This is a genomic window from Desulfocurvus thunnarius (assembly GCF_055390965.1).
This window is the reverse complement of the sequence record NZ_AP042411.1, coordinates 3,074,844-3,089,612: the sequence shown is the minus strand read 5'-3', so window position 1 is coordinate 3,089,612 and position 14,769 is coordinate 3,074,844. Positions and strand designations below refer to the sequence as shown.

The following is a 14,769-nucleotide window of genomic DNA, read 5'->3' as shown; positions in this document are numbered from 1 at the left end:
CCTAACGCCGCCCCTTGATTCTGCCCTGCTTGCCCATCAGCCCCTCATACTGGCGGCTGATGAGGTAGGACTCAATCTGGGACATGAAATCCATGGACACGCCGACCACGATCAGGAGCGAAGTGCCGCCGAAGTAGAACGGCACGCCGACCTTGCTGATGAGCACCATGGGCAGCACGCACACCGCCGAGATGTACAGCGCGCCCCACAGGGTGATCCGGGCCAGGACCCGGTCGATGTACTCGTGGGTCTTGGCGCCGGGCCGGATGCCGGGGATGAACCCGCCCTGCTTCTTGATGTTCTCGGCGATGTCCTTCGGGTCGAAGATGATCGCCGTGTAGAAGAAGCAGAAGAAGACGATCATCGCCACGAAGCACACGTTGTACAGCAGGCCCGAGGGCGAGAACCACGCGGCGGCTTCCTGCAGCCAGTCCACCTGGGAGAACTGGGCCAGCGTCGCCGGGAACATCAGGATGGACGACGCGAAGATCGGCGGGATGACGCCGGCGGTGTTCACGCGCAGGGGCAGGTGTGTGGTCTGCCCGCCGTACATGCGCCGCCCCACCATCCGCTTGGCGTACTGGATGGGGATGCGCCGTTGCGCGCGCTCCATGTACACGATGCCGCCCAGAACCGCAACCATGAAGGCCACGATGAGCAGCAGCACGAACAGGCTGATTTCACCCGCGCCCATGAGCTGGAAGGTCTTGCCGATGCCGGCGGGCAGCCCGGCGACGATGCCGCCGAAGATGATCAGCGAGATGCCGTTGCCGATGCCGCGCTCGGTCATTTGCTCGCCCAGCCACATGATGAGCACCGTGCCCGCCGTGAGCGTGATGATGGTCGTCAGCCGGAAGCCCCAGCCGGCGTCCAGCACCACGGGCGCGCCCGTGGGGCTGTGCATGTTCTCCAGGCCGATGGCGATGAACAGACCCTGAACCACGGTAATCAGCACGGTGCCGTAGCGGGTGTACTGCGTGATCTTCTTGCGGCCCGCCGCGCCTTCTTCCTTGGCCAGGCGCTTGAGCTCGGGGCTGACCACCGTCAACAACTGGATGATGATGGACGCCGAGATGTACGGCATGATGCCCAGGGCGAAAATGGAGAAGTTGGACAACCCCCCGCCCGAGAACATGTTGAAAATGCCGAACAGCGTGTTGGAAACCTGGGCGAAGAAGTCCTGCAACGCGGCGGTGTCCACCCCAGGGGTGGGAACATGGATGCCGACGCGGTAGAACGCCAGCAGACCGAGCGTCCACAGGAGCCTTTTCTTCAGTTCAGGCAGCCTGGCGAGATTCTCAACCCCGGATAATGCCACGACGCTTACCCTTCCAGTGCCTTAGCGGTTCCGCCGGCGGCAGCGATCTTGTCGGCCGCAGACTTGCTGAAGCGGTGCGCTTCCACGGTGACGGCAGCCTTGATTTCCCCGTCGGCCAACACCTTGACCAGCGCGCCGCGGCGCACCAGGCCCTTGGCGTAGATGTCCTCAAGGGAAACCTCGGCCTGGCCCTCGAAGGCCTCGGCGATGCGGCCCAGAGCCAGCGGCTGGTAGATCACCCGGAACAGGGCGTTCTTGAAGCCGCGTTTGGGCAGGCGCCGGGCCAACGGCATCTGGCCGCCCTCGAAGCGGGCGGGACGGCTGCCGCCGGAGCGGGCGTTCTGGCCCTTGTGGCCCTTGCCGGAGGTGCCGCCCTGGCCGGAGGCGTGGCCGCGGCCAACGCGCTTGCGATCACGGCTCTCTTCCGGATACGGATACAGTTCGTGCAGTCTCATTATTCCACAACCTCGACGAGATGGTTGATTCTCTCGACCATGCCGAGCACGGCGTCGTTCTTGGGCAGTTCCTTCACCTGGCGGATCTTGCGCAGGCCCAGGGCGTGCACGGTGGCGCGCTGCTTGGGGGAACAGCCGATCAGGCTTTTCACCAGCGTAACCTTGATGGTGTCCATGTCGCGTCTCCCCTGCTACTTCCTGGGCGTTTCGACTTTCTTCCCGCGCAACCTGGAGACCTGGTCGGCGCTACGCAGGGAGGTCAGGCCTTCCATGGTCGCCTTGAGGACGTTGTGCGGGTTGTTGGTGCCGATGGCCTTGGTCAGGATGTCGTGGACACCCGCGGCCTCCATGACCGCACGCACCGGGCCGCCGGCGATGATGCCGGTACCCTTGGAAGCGGGCTTGAGCATGACGCGCGCGGCGCCAAAGCGGCCAAGAGTCTCATACGGCAGGGTGCCGTCGAGCAGCGCGACCTTCTTCATGGTCTTCTTGGCCTGCTCGCTGGCCTTGCGGATGGCCTCGGGAACCTCGACGGCCTTGCCCAGGCCGTAGCCCACCGAACCCTTGCCGTCGCCCACCACAACCAGGGCGCTGAAGCTGAAGCGCCGGCCGCCCTTGACGACCTTGGCCACGCGGTTCAGGTAGACGATCTTCTCGATGATGCCGAGGTCTTCCTGGGGCTCTTTGCGAGCCTCCTTCCGGGGACCCTTACGTTCGCGTTCAATAGCCATTTGTCCCTTCCGCAGCTTAGAATTTCAGACCGCCCTCGCGGGCGCCGTCGGCCAAGGCCTTGATACGGCCATGATACAGGTAGCCGTTGCGGTCGAACACCACGGTCTCGACGTTCTTTTCCTTAGCCAGCTTCGCGATCTCGCGGCCCACGGCCTCGGCTCCAGCCTTGTTCGGCTTGACCGCCTGGCCGCTCTTGACGAAGGCCAGGGAGGAGGCGGAGGCGATGGTGGAGCCCGTCAGGTCATCGACGAGCTGCGCATAGATATGCGCATTGGAGCGGAACACGCACAGCCGGGGGCGCTCGGCGCTGCCGTTCACCTTCTTGCGGATGCGAATCTTCCTGCGCAGACGCGCGTCTTTCTTCGAAAGCTTCATGGCCTTACCCTACTTCTTGGCGCCGGATTTGCCGGCCTTGCGACGGATGGTCTCATCCGCGTACTTGATGCCCTTGCCCTTGAAAGGCTCCGGCGGACGCACGCGACGAATCTGCGCGGCAACCTCGCCCACGGCCTGCTTGTCGATGCCGGTCAGGGTGAGCTTGTTGCCCTCGGCCTTGGCCTCGACGCCCGCAGGCAGGGGGAACTCCACCGGGTGCGAGAAGCCCACGGTGAGCACCACGTTCTTGCCCTGGACCTGGACCTTGTAGCCCACGCCCACGACTTCGAGCACCTTCTCGAAGCCCTTGGTCACGCCCAGCACGCAGTTGGACAGCAGCGTGCGGCGCAGGCCGTGCTGGGCCCGGGCGGTCCGGCTGTCGTCGGCGCGGGTGAGCACCAGGTGGTCGCCCTCCTTGGCCACGAGAATCTTCTCGTGGGCCGGGGTTCCCAGGGCGCCCTTGGGGCCTTTCACATTGATCATATCTTTGCCGATCGTCACTTCCACCCCGGAAGGGATGGCGATGGGCTGCTTTCCGATTCTGGACATGACTCTTCCTCGTTACCAGACTTCAAACAGCAGTTCGCCGCCCACGTTCTGCGCCTTGGCCCGCTCGCCGTCCAGGACACCCTGGGACGTGGACAGAACACAGATGCCCAGACCGTTTTGCACGCGGGGGATGTCCGACGCGGCAACGTAGACGCGCCGTCCGGGCTTGCTGATCTTCTTCATGCCGTTGATCAGCGGGCGCCCGCCCTCGTACTTGAGCGCGATCTTCAGAGCGCGCTCGTCCTCGTTGAAGTCGGCGATATAGCCCTCTTCCTTGAGAATGCCCGCAATGGCGGACTTCACCTTGGATCGGGGAATGGCCACCTCGCCGTGCAGGGCCTGGTGGGCGTTGCGAATGCGCGTCAGCATATCCGCAATGGGATCAACCACTGCCATGATGGAACTCCTTGGAGATTACCAGCTCGATTTACGGACACCCGGCAGTTCGCCAGCCAGCGCCTTGTTGCGGAAGCAGATGCGGCAGATGCCGAACCGACGCAGGAACGCGCGGGGGCGTCCGCAGATCGGACACCGATTGTACGCGCGGCTCGAAAACTTGGGTTTGCCCTGGGACTTGTTCAAAAGCGCTTTACGGGACAAGGCGGACTCCTCCTTACTTCTTGAAGGGCATGCCCAAAAGATCGAGCAGCACCTTCCCTTCCTTGTCGGTCGGGGCCGTGGTGACGATGGTCACGTTCATACCCTTGACCTGATCGACGCGGTCGATATTCAGCTCGGGGAAGATCGTGTGCTCCTTGATACCCATGGTGAAGTTGCCACGCCCGTCGAAACCGCGGTCCGGAACGCCGCGGAAGTCGCGCACGCGGGGCAGGGCGAAGTTCATGAGCTTGTCGAGGAAGTCCCACATGCGGTCGCCGCGCAGGGTCACCCGGCAGCCGATGGGCATGCCTTCGCGCAGCTTGAAGTTCGCGATGGACTTCTTGGCGCGGGTGGTGACCGCACGCTGCCCCGCAATGGCGGTCATTTCCGCCACGGCGTCCTCAAGCAGCTTGTTGTTGTTGCCCGCCTCGCCCAGCCCCATGTTCAGGCTGACGCACTTGATCTTCGGGAGCTGCATCGGGCTCTTGTACCCGAACTCCTTCTGCAGGGCGGGGGCGACCTTCTCTTGGTAGATATTCTCAAGACGTGTCATACTCGTCACCCTAGTCGATCACTTCGTTGCATTTCTTGCAGAAACGAACCTTCTTGCCGTCGGTCGTTTCCTTGTACCCCACCCGGGTGGGCTTGGTGCAGGCGTCGCACATCAGCGCGACGTTGGAGATATGGATGGGGGCTTCCTTCTCCACGATGCCACCGGGCTGCTGGGCGTAGGGGTTGGCCTTGGTATGGCGCTTGACCATATTCACCTTCTCGACCAGGACCCGATCCTTCTTGCGCAGGATCTTGAGCACCTTGCCGACCTTCCCCTTGTCCTTGCCGGAGATGACCATCACTTTGTCATCTTTGCGGATCTTGTAATTCTGCATGGTCAGCTCCTACAGCACTTCCGGCGCCAGGGAAACGATCTTCATGAAGTTCTTCGCGCGGAGCTCACGGGCCACGGGGCCGAAAATACGCGTGCCCACGGGCTCCATCTGCTTGTTCAGCAGCACTGCGGAGTTGTTGTCGAACTTGATGTAGGTGCCATCGGGGCGGCCCACTTCCTTGGTGGTGCGCACGACAACGGCCTTCATCACGTCGCCCTTCTTCACCTTGGCGTGGGGCATGGCCTCCTTGACGGACACCACGATGATGTCACCCACACTCGCATAGCGCCGACGGCTGCCGCCCAGCACCTTGATGCAGGCCACCCGTTTGGCGCCGGAGTTGTCGGCGACGTCGAGATTGGATTCAACCTGGATCATTGGTCACTCCTAGACGGCTTTTTCCAAAATGGTCTTCAGGTGCCACCGCTTGCGGCTGCTCAGGGGCCGGTGCTCGATGATCTGCACCTTGTCGCCCACGCCGCACGCATTCTCGGGATCGTGGGCCATGAACTTGCCGCGACGGCGGATGTACTTCTTGAGCAGGGGGTGCTTGATCAGGGTCTCGACGCGCACGACGATGGTCTTGTCGCCCTTGTCGCTGACCACGATGCCGGTCAGCACCCGCTTGTTCGCGCTCTGTGCCTGTTGTTCCATGGCTTACGCTCCAACTTCCTTCGTCCGGAGAACGGTCAGAATCCGGGCGATGTTCTTTTTCACTGCGGGAATCCGCTGGGTGTTCTCCAGCTGGGCCGTCGCGTGCTGAAAGCGGAGGTTGAACAGCTCCTGACGGTAGGCGCTGAGCTTCTCGTTCAACTGCTCGACGGAAAGCTCACGCATGTCCTTGGCTTTCATCCTACAGGCCCTCCCTCATGACGATGGCGGTCTTCACCGACAGCTTGTGCGCGGCGCGGGTCAGCGCCTCGCGGGCGAGCTCCATGCTCACGCCCTTGATCTCGTAGAGCACGTGGCCGGGCTTGACCGGGGCATAGTAGCCCGCGGGAGCGCCCTTGCCCTTGCCCTGACGGACTTCGGCGGGCTTGGAGGTGTAGACCTGGTCGGGGAAGATGCGGATCCAGACCTGACCGCCGCGCTTGATGTGGCGCATCATGGCGATACGGGCGGCCTCGATCTCCTGGCTGGTCAGCTTCCCGTGCTCCAGGGTCTTGATGCCGATATCTCCGAAGGCAACCGTGTTGCCCCGGGTGGCCATCCCGCGCAGGCGCCCTTTCATGCGCTTGCGGAATTTGGTTCTTCTGGGGGTCAGCATTTACTTCTCCACCTCTTGGTCTAAGATCTCACCCTTGAAAATCCAGACCTTGACGCCGATGACGCCGTAGGTCGTGCGCGCGGTGGCCAGACCGTAGTCCAGGTCGGCGCGCAGGGTGTGCAGCGGCACGCGACCGTCGCGGTACCACTCGGAGCGGGCGATCTCGGCCCCGGCCAGACGGCCCGAGCAGAAGACCTTGATGCCTTCGGCGCCGAACTTGCGGGCCATGCCCACCGTGCGCTTCATGGCGCGGCGGAAGGCCACGCGGCGCTCAAGCTGCTGGGCGATGTTCTCGGCCACCAGTTGGGCGTCGGTCTCGGGGCGGCGCACCTCGTTCACCTCGATGGAGAACTCCTGGCCGAACTTGTGGCGCAGGTCGGCGCGGATCTTCTCGATCTCCGCACCCTTGCGGCCGATGACGATGCCCGGACGCGCGGTGTGGATGATCAGGCGGATCTTGCCGCCGGCGCGCTCGATCTCCAGGCGGGAGATACCGGCCTGGAAGAGCTTCTCCTTGACGAACTTGCGGATCTGGTGATCGGCGAAGACGTTGGCCGCGTAGTCCTTTCCGGCAAACCAGCGCGAGGTCCAGTTCTTGTTGTACCCCAGCCGAAAGCCGTACGGATGTACTTTCTGTCCCACGGTTGCCTCCTAGGACTCTTCCACAACCACGGTGATGTGGGCGGTGCGTTTGAGGATGCGGTTGGCGCGGCCCATGGCGCGGGGCATGATGCGCTTCATGGTCGGCCCCTCGTCGATCACCACCTGCTTGACCACCAGGCTGTCCACGTCCACACCGGGCAGTTGCTCGGCGTTGGCCACCGCGGAGTGCAGCACCTTGCCGATCATCTCGGCGGCCTTCTTGGGCGTGAAACGCAAGATATTCATGGCGTCCTCGACCGGCAGGCCCTTGATGTTGCGGGCCACCAGGCGCGCCTTTTGCGGCGACAGGCGGACGTATTTGGCGATTGCTCTCGTTTCCATGACGGGCACCTATCCTTTAGCGTTTGGCCTTGCTCTTCTTGTCGGCGGCGTGGCCGAAGTAGGTGCGCGTGGGCGCGAACTCGCCCAGCTTGTGCCCCACCATGTTCTCGGTCACGAACACCGGGATGAACTTCCGGCCGTTGTGCACGGCGAAGGTCATGCCCACCATCTCGGGGATGATCGTGGAGCGGCGCGACCACGTCTTGATGACACGGCGATCCCCGCTCTCGGTGGCCTTGTCCACCTTGCGGACGAGGTGCCCGTCGACGAACGGACCTTTCTTAAGCGACCTGGGCATTGGCTACTCCTACTTCTGACCGCGTCGCTTGATGATGAGCCGGGACGACGCTTTCTTCTTGTTGCGGGTCTTGTAGCCCTTGGTGGGCATACCCCAGGGGGACACGGGGTGACGACCGCCGGAGCTGCGGCCCTCGCCGCCGCCCAGGGGGTGGTCCACCGGGTTCATGGCGACGCCGCGAACCTCGGGGCGCTTGCCCATCCAGCGGGCGCGACCGGCCTTGCCGATGCTGATGTTCTCGTGGTGGATGTTGCCCACCTGACCCACCGTGGCGGTGCAGGTCGCCAGCACGTTGCGCACTTCGCCCGAAGGCATGCGCAAGAGGGCGTACTTGCCTTCCTTGGCCACGAGCTGGGCGTAGGTGCCCGCCGCGCGGCAGAACTGGCCGCCGCGGCCCGGATGCAGCTCCACGTTGTGAACCACGGTACCCACCGGGATACGCGCCAGGGCCAGCGCGTTGCCGGGCTTGATGTCCGCCTTGTCGCCGGCCAGGATCTGGTCGCCGACACTCACCCCGAGCGGAGCCAGGATGTAGCGCTTCTCGCCGTCGGCGTAGTGCAGAAGCGCGATGCGGGCGCTGCGGTTGGGGTCGTATTCAATGGTCGCGACGGTGGCCGCGATGTCCACCTTGTCGCGCTTGAAATCGATGATCCGGTACAGCCGCTTGTGGCCGCCGCCGCGACGCCGCGCGGTGACGCGCCCGAAGCTGTTGCGGCCGCTCTTCTTGCGCAGCCCCTCGGTGAGGGACTTCTCGGGCGTGGTCGCGGTGATCTCCTCGAAGGTGGAGATGGTCTGGAAGCGACGGCCAGCCGAAGTGGGTTTCAGTTTACGCGTGGCCATGCCTAGACTCCTTCGAACAGTTCGATCTTTTCGCCTTCGGCCAGCGTGACGTACGCCTTCTTGAAGCCGGACATGGTGCCGACCGTGCGACCGAAGCGGGTGCGGGCGCGGGGGCGGCGCTTGACCACGTTGACGCCCTCGACCTTGACGCCGAATGCCTTCTCCACCGCCTTGCGAATCTCGATCTTGTTGGCATCGGGATGCACGTAGAAGGCGATCTGGTTGGCCGCTTCCTTCATGGAAGTGGCCTTCTCGGAGATCAGCGGCTTGATGAGTATCTGCGTGTAGTCCATTACTTCAACCTCTCTTCCACGGCCCTGGCGGCATCCTGGAACAGCACCAGTTGGGGGTAGCGCAGAACGTCGTACACGTTGAGCATGTCCTGGCGCAGCACCTTGATGCCGGGGATATTCCGCGCAGAAAGACTGAGGACGCTATCGTCTTCAGGCAGAACAATCAAGGCTTTTGTCAGCCCGAGGGTCTTGGCCACCAGGGCGAAGTCCTTGGTCTTCACGGCTTCGAGCTTGATGCGGTCGACCACCGTGAGGCTGGACTCCAGCATCCGCGAGGACAGGGCCATCTTCAGAGCGAGCTTGCGCACCTTCTTGTTGACCTTGAACTCGTAGCTGCGCGGCTGAGGGCCGAAGATCGTACCGCCGCCGGGCCACAGGGGCGAGCGGTTGGAACCCGCGCGCGCCCGGCCGGTGCCCTTCTGGCGCCAGGGCTTGGCCCCGCCGCCGGACACCAGACCCTTGGTCTTGGTGGCATGGGTGCCCGCGCGGAGCTTGGCCCGCTGGGCGCGCACCACGAGGTTCAGAATCTCGGGCCTGACCTCGACCTCGAAGATCTCCGGGGCCAGCGTCAGCTCGCCCACTTCCTTCTTCGCCTGATCATACACTTTCACGACTGCCATCGTGCTAACCTCGATTCTGCTTGCGGACGAGGACCAGTCCGTTCTTGGGGCCGGGCACCTGGCCCTTGAGGATCAGCAGGTTGTCCTCGGGGCGCACGTCGAGAATCTCGACGTTCAGGCAGGTCACCTTGCGGTTGCCCATCTGTCCGGCCATCTTCTTGCCCTTGAAGACCTTGGACGGCCAGGCGCACATGCCCACGCTGCCCGGGGAGCGGTGGATCTTCTCGTGCCCGTGCGAAGCCGGGGCGCCGCGGAAGTTCCAGCGCTTCATGACGCCCTGGAAGCCCTTGCCCTTGGAAGTGCCGGTGACCTTGACCTTCTCGCCGGGGGCGAACATGTCCACCGTCAGATCCTGGCCGAGCTCGTACCCCTCCACGGAGTCCATGCGCAGCTCCTTGAGGAAGCGGTAGTAGTCGCGGCCGGCCTTGGCCTGGTGGCCCTTCTCGGGCTTGTTGATCTTCTTCTCGTCGATTTCGTCGAAACCGATCTGCAGGGCCGTATATTTGTCTTTCGTGGTCGCAGCGTCCTTCACCTGAAGGACGGGGCACGGACCAGCGGCAATGACGGTGCAGGGAATGGCGGTACCGTCGTCACCGAAGATGCGGGTCATGCCCAGCTTGCGTCCCATGATGCCAAGCGTGTCAGCCATCATGCATTCCTCGTTCTAGAGTTTGATCTCAACGTCCACGCCCGCGGGCAGCGAAAGCTTGCCCAAGGCATCGACGGTCTGCTGGGTGGGCTCCAGGATGTCGAGCAGGCGCTTGTGCACGCGCATCTCGAACTGCTCCCGGGACTTCTTATCCACGTGCACCGACTTCTGGACGGTGTACTTGTGGATATTGGTCGGCAGGGGGATCGGCCCCGCGATGCTCGCACCCGTGTTGCGGGCCGTGTCCACGATCTCGGAGACGGCCTTGTCCAGAATGCGATAGTCGTACGCTTTCAGCTTGATCCTGATGCGATCGCTCTGCATGGAAACCATGATTAACTCCTCTACTCCACGATCTCGGAGACGACGCCCGCGCCCACGGTGCGGCCACCCTCACGGATGGCGAAGCGCAGGCCGAGCTCCATGGCGATGGGAGCGATCAGCTCGACGTTGAACGTCGCGTTGTCGCCGGGCATGACCATCTCGACGCCCTCTTCCAGGGTCACCACGCCGGTCACGTCGGTGGTGCGGAAGTAGAACTGCGGACGGTACCCGCTGAAGAACGGGGTGTGACGGCCGCCCTCGTCCTTGGAGAGCACGTACACCTCGGCCTTGAACTTCGTGTGCGGGGTGATCGACCCGGGGGCCGCAAGCACCTGCCCGCGCTCCACCTCGTCGCGCTTCACGCCGCGAAGCAGGGCGCCGATGTTGTCGCCGGCCTGGCCCTGGTCCAGCAGCTTGCGGAACATTTCCACGCCCGTGCAGGTCGTCTTCACCGTCGGGTGGATGCCGATGATCGCCACTTCGTCGCCGACCTTGATGATGCCGCGCTCCACGCGACCGGTCACCACGGTGCCGCGCCCGGAGATGGAGAACACGTCCTCGATGGGCATCAGGAACGGCCTGTCGATGTCGCGCTGCGGCTCGGGAATGTAGGAATCGCAGGCGTCCAGCAGCTCCAGGATCGGCTTGACCGCGGGGTCGTCCACCGTGTCGGCCTCAAGGGCCTTCAGCGCAGAGCCCAGGACCACCGGAATCTCGTCGCCCGGGAAGTCGTACTTGGACAAAAGCTCGCGGACCTCGAGCTCCACCAGCTCCAGCAGCTCCGCGTCGTCCACCATGTCGCACTTGTTCAGGAACACGACCATGGACGGCACGCCCACCTGACGGGCGAGCAGGATGTGCTCGCGGGTCTGCGGCATCGGGCCGTCGGTGGCCGCCACGACCAGGATGGCGCCGTCCATCTGGGCCGCGCCGGTGATCATGTTCTTGATATAGTCGGCGTGACCGGGGCAGTCCACGTGCGCGTAGTGACGCTTGTCCGTCTCGTACTCCACGTGCGCCGTGGCGATGGTGATGCCGCGCTCCTTCTCCTCGGGGGCCTTGTCGATCTCGTCGAAGGCCACGAAGGCGCCGCCGCCACGCATGGCGGCGATCTTGGTGATCGCGGCGGTCAGGGTGGTCTTGCCGTGGTCGATGTGACCAATGGTCCCCACGTTGACGTGGGGCTTCTTGCGTTCGAATTTGGCTTTGCCCATTATGGCACCCCCTAATTCTTCTTCATGATTTCTTCAGCCAAGCCCGCCGGAACCCGCTCGTAGTGGTCGAACTGCATGGTGAACGTCGCCCGGCCCTGGGTCTTGGACCGCAGGTCGGTGGCGTAGCCAAACATTTCGGAGAGCGGCACGTTGGCGCGGACAACCTGGGCCCCGGCGCGGGCTTCCATGTTGGAAACACGGCCCCGGCGGGAGTTCAGGTCGCCCATGACATCGCCCAGGTAGTCGTCGGGCGTGACGACTTCGACGGACATGATCGGTTCCAGCAGCACGGGGGAAGCGCCTCTGAGGGCCTCTTTGACGGCCATGGAGCCGGCGATCTTGAACGCCTGCTCCGAGGAGTCCACCTCATGGTAGGAACCGAAAACCAGGGAGACCTTCACGTCCACCACGGGATAGCCCGCCATGGTGCCCGAAGTCAGGGCCTCCTGGATACCTTTATCGACAGCCGGGATGTATTCCTTGGGAATGACACCGCCGGTGATGGCGTTGACGAACTCGTACCCCTTGGCCGGGTTCGGCTCGACCTCGATGACCACGTGGCCGTACTGGCCGCGGCCGCCCGACTGCTTGGCGTACTTGTGGTCCACCTTGTTGGGCTTGGTCAGCGTTTCGCGGTAGGCCACGCGCGGGGCGCCCACGTTGGCGTTCACCGAGAACTCGCGCAGCAGGCGGTCCACGATGATCTCCAGGTGCAGCTCGCCCATGCCGGCGATGAGCGTCTGGCCGGTTTCCTCGTCGCCCTTGACGCGGAAGCTCGGGTCCTCTTTGGCCAGTTTGGCCAGGGCGTCGGACAGGGTGTCGCGGTCCGCCTTGGTCTTGGGCTCGATGGCCACTTCGATGACCGGCTCGGGGATGTCCAGGGACTCCAGGATCACCGAAGAGTTCAGGGCGCACAGGGTGTCGCCGGTGGAGGCGTATTTCAGGCCCACGGCGGCGACGATGTCGCCCGCACCCGCCCACTTGATCTCCTCGCGCTTGTTGGCGTGCATCTTGAGCAGGCGCCCGATGCGCTCCTTCTTGCCCGAGGCGGCGTTGACCACGGTCATGCCGGACTCGACGAAGCCGGAGTAGATGCGCAGGAAGGTCAGGTGACCGACGTAGGGGTCGGAGAACAGCTTGAAGGCCAGGGCGGCCAGGGGCTTGGAGTCGTTGCACTCGCACACGACCTCTTCCCCGTTGTCGGGGTTGACGCCGCGCATGGCCGGGATGTCCACCGGCGAGGGCAGGTAGTCCACCACGGCGTCGAGCAGGGGCTGCACGCCCTTGTTCTTGAACGCCGAGCCGCACAGCACGGGCACGATGACCAGATTGGTGGTCGCCTTGCGCACGCCGGCGATAAGCTCCTCCTCGGTCAGCTCTTCGCCGCCGAGGTACTTCTCCATGAGCACCTCGTCCTCCTCGGCGATGGCGTCCACCATTTCCTGGTGCATCGTCTCGTAGAGGTCGAGCATGTCCTCGGGGATGTCCACGAAGCTGTAGCTGGCGCCCATGGACTGATCGTCGAAGAGAGTCGCCTTGCCGCGGATGAGGTCCACCACGCCGCGGAACTCGTCCTCGGAGCCGATGGGAATCTGCAGCGGCACGGGCTTGGCGCCCAGGCGGGTCTTGATCATGTCGCAGCAACGGAAGAAGTCCGCGCCCACGCGGTCCATCTTGTTGACGAAGCAGACACGGGGGACCTTGTAGCGGTCGGCCTGGCGCCACACAGTCTCGGACTGCGGCTCCACACCGGCCACGGCGTCGAACACCGCGACGGCACCGTCGAGCACGCGCAGGGAACGCTCGACTTCCATGGTAAAGTCGACGTGCCCGGGGGTGTCGATGATGTTGACCCGGTGCTCACGCCAGAAGCAGGTGGTGGCGGCGGAGGTGATGGTGATGCCGCGCTCCTGTTCCTGCTCCATCCAGTCCATGGTGGCCTGGCCGTCGTGGACTTCACCGATCTTGTGGGAAACACCGGTATAGAAGAGAATACGCTCGGTGGTCGTGGTCTTGCCCGCATCGATGTGGGCCATGATACCGATGTTTCTCTGTTTCGGAATGGGGACAACTCGTGCCACAGGTAACTCCAAGCCCTACCAGCGGTAGTGCGCGAACGCCTTGTTGGCGTCGGCCATGCGGTGGGTGTCTTCCTTCTTTTTCACGGCGCCGCCGCGGTTGCCGTAGGCCTCAAGCAGCTCGCCGGACAAGCGGGCGACCATGCCCTTCTCGCCGCGGGAGCGGGCGTAGGTGATCAGCCAGCGGATGGCCAGGGCCACACCGCGCTCGGGGCGCACTTCCACCGGAACCTGGTAGGTGGCGCCGCCCACGCGACGGGACTTGACCTCGACGTGCGGCTTGACGTTGTCCAGCGCCTTTTCGAAGGCACGGATGGGATCCTCCTGGGCCTTCTCGCCGAGGATGGACAGCGACTTGTAGAAAATCGTCTCGGCCGTGCTCTTCTTGCCGTCGAACATGAGCCGATTGATGAACCGAGCCGCCAGCACGCTGTGATAGATCGGATCGGGCAGGACTTCCCTCTTGGGAACGGGACCTTTTCTGGGCATTGATCGCTACTCCCTTCGTTACTTCGGACGCTTGGCGCCGTACTTGGAACGGCTCTTGCGACGGTCGGCGACACCGGAGGTATCCAGAGTGCCGCGGATGATGTGGTAACGCACGCCGGGCAGGTCCTTGACGCGGCCGCCGCGGATCATGACCACGGAGTGCTCCTGCAGGTTGTGGCCCTCGCCCGGAATGTACGAGGTCACCTCGATGCCGTTGGTCAGGCGCACGCGGGCGACCTTACGCAGAGCCGAGTTCGGCTTCTTCGGGGTCGTGGTGTACACACGGGTGCACACGCCACGGCGCTGGGGGCATTCCTGCAGGGCAGGAGTCTTCTTTCTCTTGAGCTGCAAATTCCGCTTCTTGCGGACCAACTGGTTGATGGTCGGCATCAAGCTCCTCCATCCTGATTTACGGCCCGGGCGGCACGCTTGCGCGCCCGTCGCCCCTCGGATTGGCGTCTCTCTGGTCCCGGCACTTCCGGCCATTCGACGCCAGCCTCAAAAACTTGAAAAGAGCAGGGGGAAGAATCCCCCTGCTCTCTATGGCAAGGATATCTTCCACTCCCAGAGGATCCCCGCGGGGATCGATGAGCAGCGGACGTCCGCCCCCGGCGGGAGCGGTATGTTCCAACTCGCAGACGCGTATCCATAGGGGAGACGCCCGGCCTTGTCAAGGAATACCCGAATTTTTTTTCACGCGCCGGGTCGCCCGCTCCAGGTTCCCCGTTCCGATGGATGCGACAAGGTTTCTCGCCCGCTCTCCCGCTCCCCTCGCCTGCTGCCCGCCGGGTCGTCGG

General features: G+C 63.9%; 26 protein-coding genes. All 26 read right to left on the bottom strand.

Translation table 11 applies throughout. The features are described 5' to 3' along the window. Position 1 precedes the first annotated feature (1 nt). The 26 genes from secY to rpsL are packed head-to-tail and all read right to left on the bottom strand — an operon-like array spanning position 2 to position 14,362. A complete protein-coding gene (secY, locus tag ACZ5KV_RS13560; protein WP_464239825.1) occupies positions 2-1,318 on the bottom strand; it encodes a preprotein translocase subunit SecY in 1,317 nt (438 codons plus the stop codon). A 5-nt stretch (positions 1,319-1,323) separates the two neighbouring features. Then, positions 1,324-1,773, bottom strand: coding sequence for a 50S ribosomal protein L15 (gene rplO, locus ACZ5KV_RS13555; RefSeq protein ID WP_464239824.1), 450 nt, complete (start codon positions 1,771-1,773; stop codon positions 1,324-1,326). Next, complete coding sequence (gene rpmD, locus ACZ5KV_RS13550) at positions 1,773-1,949, bottom strand: 50S ribosomal protein L30 (RefSeq protein ID WP_291497072.1); 177 nt, start codon at positions 1,947-1,949, stop codon at positions 1,773-1,775. Before rpmD ends, rplO begins: the two co-directional genes overlap by 1 nt. 15 nt (positions 1,950-1,964) lie before the next feature. Further along, positions 1,965-2,504 carry a 30S ribosomal protein S5 gene (rpsE, locus tag ACZ5KV_RS13545; protein ID WP_291497070.1) on the bottom strand — a complete coding sequence of 180 codons (540 nt, stop codon included), beginning with the start codon at positions 2,502-2,504 and terminating at the stop codon, positions 1,965-1,967. A gap of 16 nt (positions 2,505-2,520) precedes the next feature. Next, positions 2,521-2,880 (bottom strand): 50S ribosomal protein L18, encoded by a 360-nt coding sequence (gene rplR, locus ACZ5KV_RS13540; protein ID WP_464239823.1) that lies wholly within the window; start codon positions 2,878-2,880, stop codon positions 2,521-2,523. A 9-nt stretch (positions 2,881-2,889) separates the two neighbouring features. Then, positions 2,890-3,429 (bottom strand): 50S ribosomal protein L6, encoded by a 540-nt coding sequence (gene rplF / locus ACZ5KV_RS13535; RefSeq protein WP_464239822.1) that lies wholly within the window; start codon positions 3,427-3,429, stop codon positions 2,890-2,892. Positions 3,430-3,441: 12 nt separating this feature from the next. Continuing rightward, on the bottom strand, positions 3,442-3,825 hold the full coding sequence (gene rpsH / locus ACZ5KV_RS13530; protein WP_464239821.1) for a 30S ribosomal protein S8: 384 nt from the start codon (positions 3,823-3,825) through the stop codon (positions 3,442-3,444). Positions 3,826-3,843: 18 nt separating this feature from the next. Beyond that, positions 3,844-4,029, bottom strand: coding sequence for a type Z 30S ribosomal protein S14 (locus ACZ5KV_RS13525; protein ID WP_291497062.1), 186 nt, complete (start codon positions 4,027-4,029; stop codon positions 3,844-3,846). Positions 4,030-4,042: 13 nt separating this feature from the next. Continuing rightward, positions 4,043-4,582, bottom strand: a complete 540-nt coding sequence (gene rplE, locus ACZ5KV_RS13520) for a 50S ribosomal protein L5 (protein ID WP_464239820.1) — start codon at positions 4,580-4,582, stop codon at positions 4,043-4,045. Positions 4,583-4,592: 10 nt separating this feature from the next. Then, positions 4,593-4,916, bottom strand: a complete 324-nt coding sequence (gene rplX / locus ACZ5KV_RS13515) for a 50S ribosomal protein L24 (protein ID WP_464239819.1) — start codon at positions 4,914-4,916, stop codon at positions 4,593-4,595. A 9-nt stretch (positions 4,917-4,925) separates the two neighbouring features. Next, positions 4,926-5,294 (bottom strand): 50S ribosomal protein L14, encoded by a 369-nt coding sequence (gene rplN / locus ACZ5KV_RS13510; protein WP_028587351.1) that lies wholly within the window; start codon positions 5,292-5,294, stop codon positions 4,926-4,928. 9 nt (positions 5,295-5,303) lie between these two features. Continuing rightward, positions 5,304-5,570, bottom strand: a complete 267-nt coding sequence (gene rpsQ, locus ACZ5KV_RS13505; RefSeq protein ID WP_291497054.1) for a 30S ribosomal protein S17 — start codon at positions 5,568-5,570, stop codon at positions 5,304-5,306. A gap of 3 nt (positions 5,571-5,573) precedes the next feature. Continuing rightward, the gene (gene rpmC, locus ACZ5KV_RS13500) at positions 5,574-5,768 is read right to left on the bottom strand and encodes a 50S ribosomal protein L29 (RefSeq protein ID WP_291497052.1); all 195 of its coding nucleotides are present in this window, start codon (positions 5,766-5,768) and stop codon (positions 5,574-5,576) included. Between the two features lies 1 nt (position 5,769). Beyond that, positions 5,770-6,183 (bottom strand): 50S ribosomal protein L16, encoded by a 414-nt coding sequence (gene rplP, locus ACZ5KV_RS13495; RefSeq protein WP_291497050.1) that lies wholly within the window; start codon positions 6,181-6,183, stop codon positions 5,770-5,772. Beyond that, positions 6,184-6,825 carry a 30S ribosomal protein S3 gene (rpsC, locus tag ACZ5KV_RS13490; RefSeq protein WP_464239818.1) on the bottom strand — a complete coding sequence of 214 codons (642 nt, stop codon included), beginning with the start codon at positions 6,823-6,825 and terminating at the stop codon, positions 6,184-6,186. Positions 6,826-6,834: 9 nt separating this feature from the next. After that, on the bottom strand, positions 6,835-7,167 hold the full coding sequence (rplV, locus tag ACZ5KV_RS13485; protein ID WP_464239817.1) for a 50S ribosomal protein L22: 333 nt from the start codon (positions 7,165-7,167) through the stop codon (positions 6,835-6,837). Positions 7,168-7,183: 16 nt separating this feature from the next. After that, complete coding sequence (rpsS, locus tag ACZ5KV_RS13480; protein ID WP_291497044.1) at positions 7,184-7,465, bottom strand: 30S ribosomal protein S19; 282 nt, start codon at positions 7,463-7,465, stop codon at positions 7,184-7,186. Between the two features lie 9 nt (positions 7,466-7,474). After that, positions 7,475-8,305 carry a 50S ribosomal protein L2 gene (gene rplB / locus ACZ5KV_RS13475; RefSeq protein WP_464239816.1) on the bottom strand — a complete coding sequence of 277 codons (831 nt, stop codon included), beginning with the start codon at positions 8,303-8,305 and terminating at the stop codon, positions 7,475-7,477. 2 nt (positions 8,306-8,307) lie between these two features. Beyond that, positions 8,308-8,598: a 50S ribosomal protein L23 gene (gene rplW, locus ACZ5KV_RS13470; RefSeq protein ID WP_464239815.1), complete on the bottom strand. Its 291-nt coding sequence runs from the start codon at positions 8,596-8,598 to the stop codon at positions 8,308-8,310. Then, positions 8,598-9,218, bottom strand: coding sequence for a 50S ribosomal protein L4 (gene rplD, locus ACZ5KV_RS13465; RefSeq protein WP_464239814.1), 621 nt, complete (start codon positions 9,216-9,218; stop codon positions 8,598-8,600). The genes rplW and rplD overlap by 1 nt, the downstream gene beginning before the upstream one ends. Before the next feature lie 4 nt (positions 9,219-9,222). Next, positions 9,223-9,867: a 50S ribosomal protein L3 gene (rplC, locus tag ACZ5KV_RS13460; RefSeq protein WP_464239813.1), complete on the bottom strand. Its 645-nt coding sequence runs from the start codon at positions 9,865-9,867 to the stop codon at positions 9,223-9,225. A 15-nt stretch (positions 9,868-9,882) separates the two neighbouring features. Then, on the bottom strand, positions 9,883-10,200 hold the full coding sequence (gene rpsJ, locus ACZ5KV_RS13455; RefSeq protein WP_028587362.1) for a 30S ribosomal protein S10: 318 nt from the start codon (positions 10,198-10,200) through the stop codon (positions 9,883-9,885). Positions 10,201-10,211: 11 nt separating this feature from the next. Next, positions 10,212-11,405, bottom strand: coding sequence for an elongation factor Tu (tuf, locus tag ACZ5KV_RS13450; protein WP_464239802.1), 1,194 nt, complete (start codon positions 11,403-11,405; stop codon positions 10,212-10,214). A gap of 11 nt (positions 11,406-11,416) precedes the next feature. Continuing rightward, on the bottom strand, positions 11,417-13,486 hold the full coding sequence (fusA, locus tag ACZ5KV_RS13445) for an elongation factor G (RefSeq protein WP_464239812.1): 2,070 nt from the start codon (positions 13,484-13,486) through the stop codon (positions 11,417-11,419). Between the two features lie 15 nt (positions 13,487-13,501). Next, complete coding sequence (gene rpsG / locus ACZ5KV_RS13440; RefSeq protein ID WP_464239811.1) at positions 13,502-13,972, bottom strand: 30S ribosomal protein S7; 471 nt, start codon at positions 13,970-13,972, stop codon at positions 13,502-13,504. An 18-nt stretch (positions 13,973-13,990) separates the two neighbouring features. Further along, positions 13,991-14,362: a 30S ribosomal protein S12 gene (gene rpsL, locus ACZ5KV_RS13435; RefSeq protein WP_028588271.1), complete on the bottom strand. Its 372-nt coding sequence runs from the start codon at positions 14,360-14,362 to the stop codon at positions 13,991-13,993. Positions 14,363-14,769: the final 407 nt, after the last annotated feature.

Excerpts from the sequence above, each read along its gene's own strand:
- rplV (WP_464239817.1), bottom strand. The coding sequence starts at position 7,167 with ATGGAAACGAGAGCAATCGCCAAATACGTCCGCCTGTCGCCGCAAAAG.
- rpsS (WP_291497044.1), bottom strand. The coding sequence starts at position 7,465 with ATGCCCAGGTCGCTTAAGAAAGGTCCGTTCGTCGACGGGCACCTCGTC.
- rpsJ (WP_028587362.1), bottom strand. The coding sequence starts at position 10,200 with ATGGTTTCCATGCAGAGCGATCGCATCAGGATCAAGCTGAAAGCGTAC.
- rpsL (WP_028588271.1), bottom strand. The coding sequence starts at position 14,362 with ATGCCGACCATCAACCAGTTGGTCCGCAAGAAGCGGAATTTGCAGCTC.
- rplB (WP_464239816.1), bottom strand. The coding sequence starts at position 8,305 with ATGGCCACGCGTAAACTGAAACCCACTTCGGCTGGCCGTCGCTTCCAG.
- rplN (WP_028587351.1), bottom strand. The coding sequence starts at position 5,294 with ATGATCCAGGTTGAATCCAATCTCGACGTCGCCGACAACTCCGGCGCC.
- rpmD (WP_291497072.1), bottom strand. The coding sequence starts at position 1,949 with ATGGACACCATCAAGGTTACGCTGGTGAAAAGCCTGATCGGCTGTTCC.
- rpsQ (WP_291497054.1), bottom strand. The coding sequence starts at position 5,570 with ATGGAACAACAGGCACAGAGCGCGAACAAGCGGGTGCTGACCGGCATC.
- rpsG (WP_464239811.1), bottom strand. The coding sequence starts at position 13,972 with ATGCCCAGAAAAGGTCCCGTTCCCAAGAGGGAAGTCCTGCCCGATCCG.
- rpsH (WP_464239821.1), bottom strand. The coding sequence starts at position 3,825 with ATGGCAGTGGTTGATCCCATTGCGGATATGCTGACGCGCATTCGCAAC.
- rpsE (WP_291497070.1), bottom strand. The coding sequence starts at position 2,504 with ATGGCTATTGAACGCGAACGTAAGGGTCCCCGGAAGGAGGCTCGCAAA.
- rplX (WP_464239819.1), bottom strand. The coding sequence starts at position 4,916 with ATGCAGAATTACAAGATCCGCAAAGATGACAAAGTGATGGTCATCTCC.
- rplR (WP_464239823.1), bottom strand. The coding sequence starts at position 2,880 with ATGAAGCTTTCGAAGAAAGACGCGCGTCTGCGCAGGAAGATTCGCATC.
- rplP (WP_291497050.1), bottom strand. The coding sequence starts at position 6,183 with ATGCTGACCCCCAGAAGAACCAAATTCCGCAAGCGCATGAAAGGGCGC.
- rplO (WP_464239824.1), bottom strand. The coding sequence starts at position 1,773 with ATGAGACTGCACGAACTGTATCCGTATCCGGAAGAGAGCCGTGATCGC.
- tuf (WP_464239802.1), bottom strand. The coding sequence starts at position 11,405 with ATGGGCAAAGCCAAATTCGAACGCAAGAAGCCCCACGTCAACGTGGGG.
- rplC (WP_464239813.1), bottom strand. The coding sequence starts at position 9,867 with ATGGCTGACACGCTTGGCATCATGGGACGCAAGCTGGGCATGACCCGC.
- rplE (WP_464239820.1), bottom strand. The coding sequence starts at position 4,582 with ATGACACGTCTTGAGAATATCTACCAAGAGAAGGTCGCCCCCGCCCTG.
- rplW (WP_464239815.1), bottom strand. The coding sequence starts at position 8,598 with ATGGACTACACGCAGATACTCATCAAGCCGCTGATCTCCGAGAAGGCC.
- rplD (WP_464239814.1), bottom strand. The coding sequence starts at position 9,218 with ATGGCAGTCGTGAAAGTGTATGATCAGGCGAAGAAGGAAGTGGGCGAG.
- rplF (WP_464239822.1), bottom strand. The coding sequence starts at position 3,429 with ATGTCCAGAATCGGAAAGCAGCCCATCGCCATCCCTTCCGGGGTGGAA.
- rpmC (WP_291497052.1), bottom strand. The coding sequence starts at position 5,768 with ATGAAAGCCAAGGACATGCGTGAGCTTTCCGTCGAGCAGTTGAACGAG.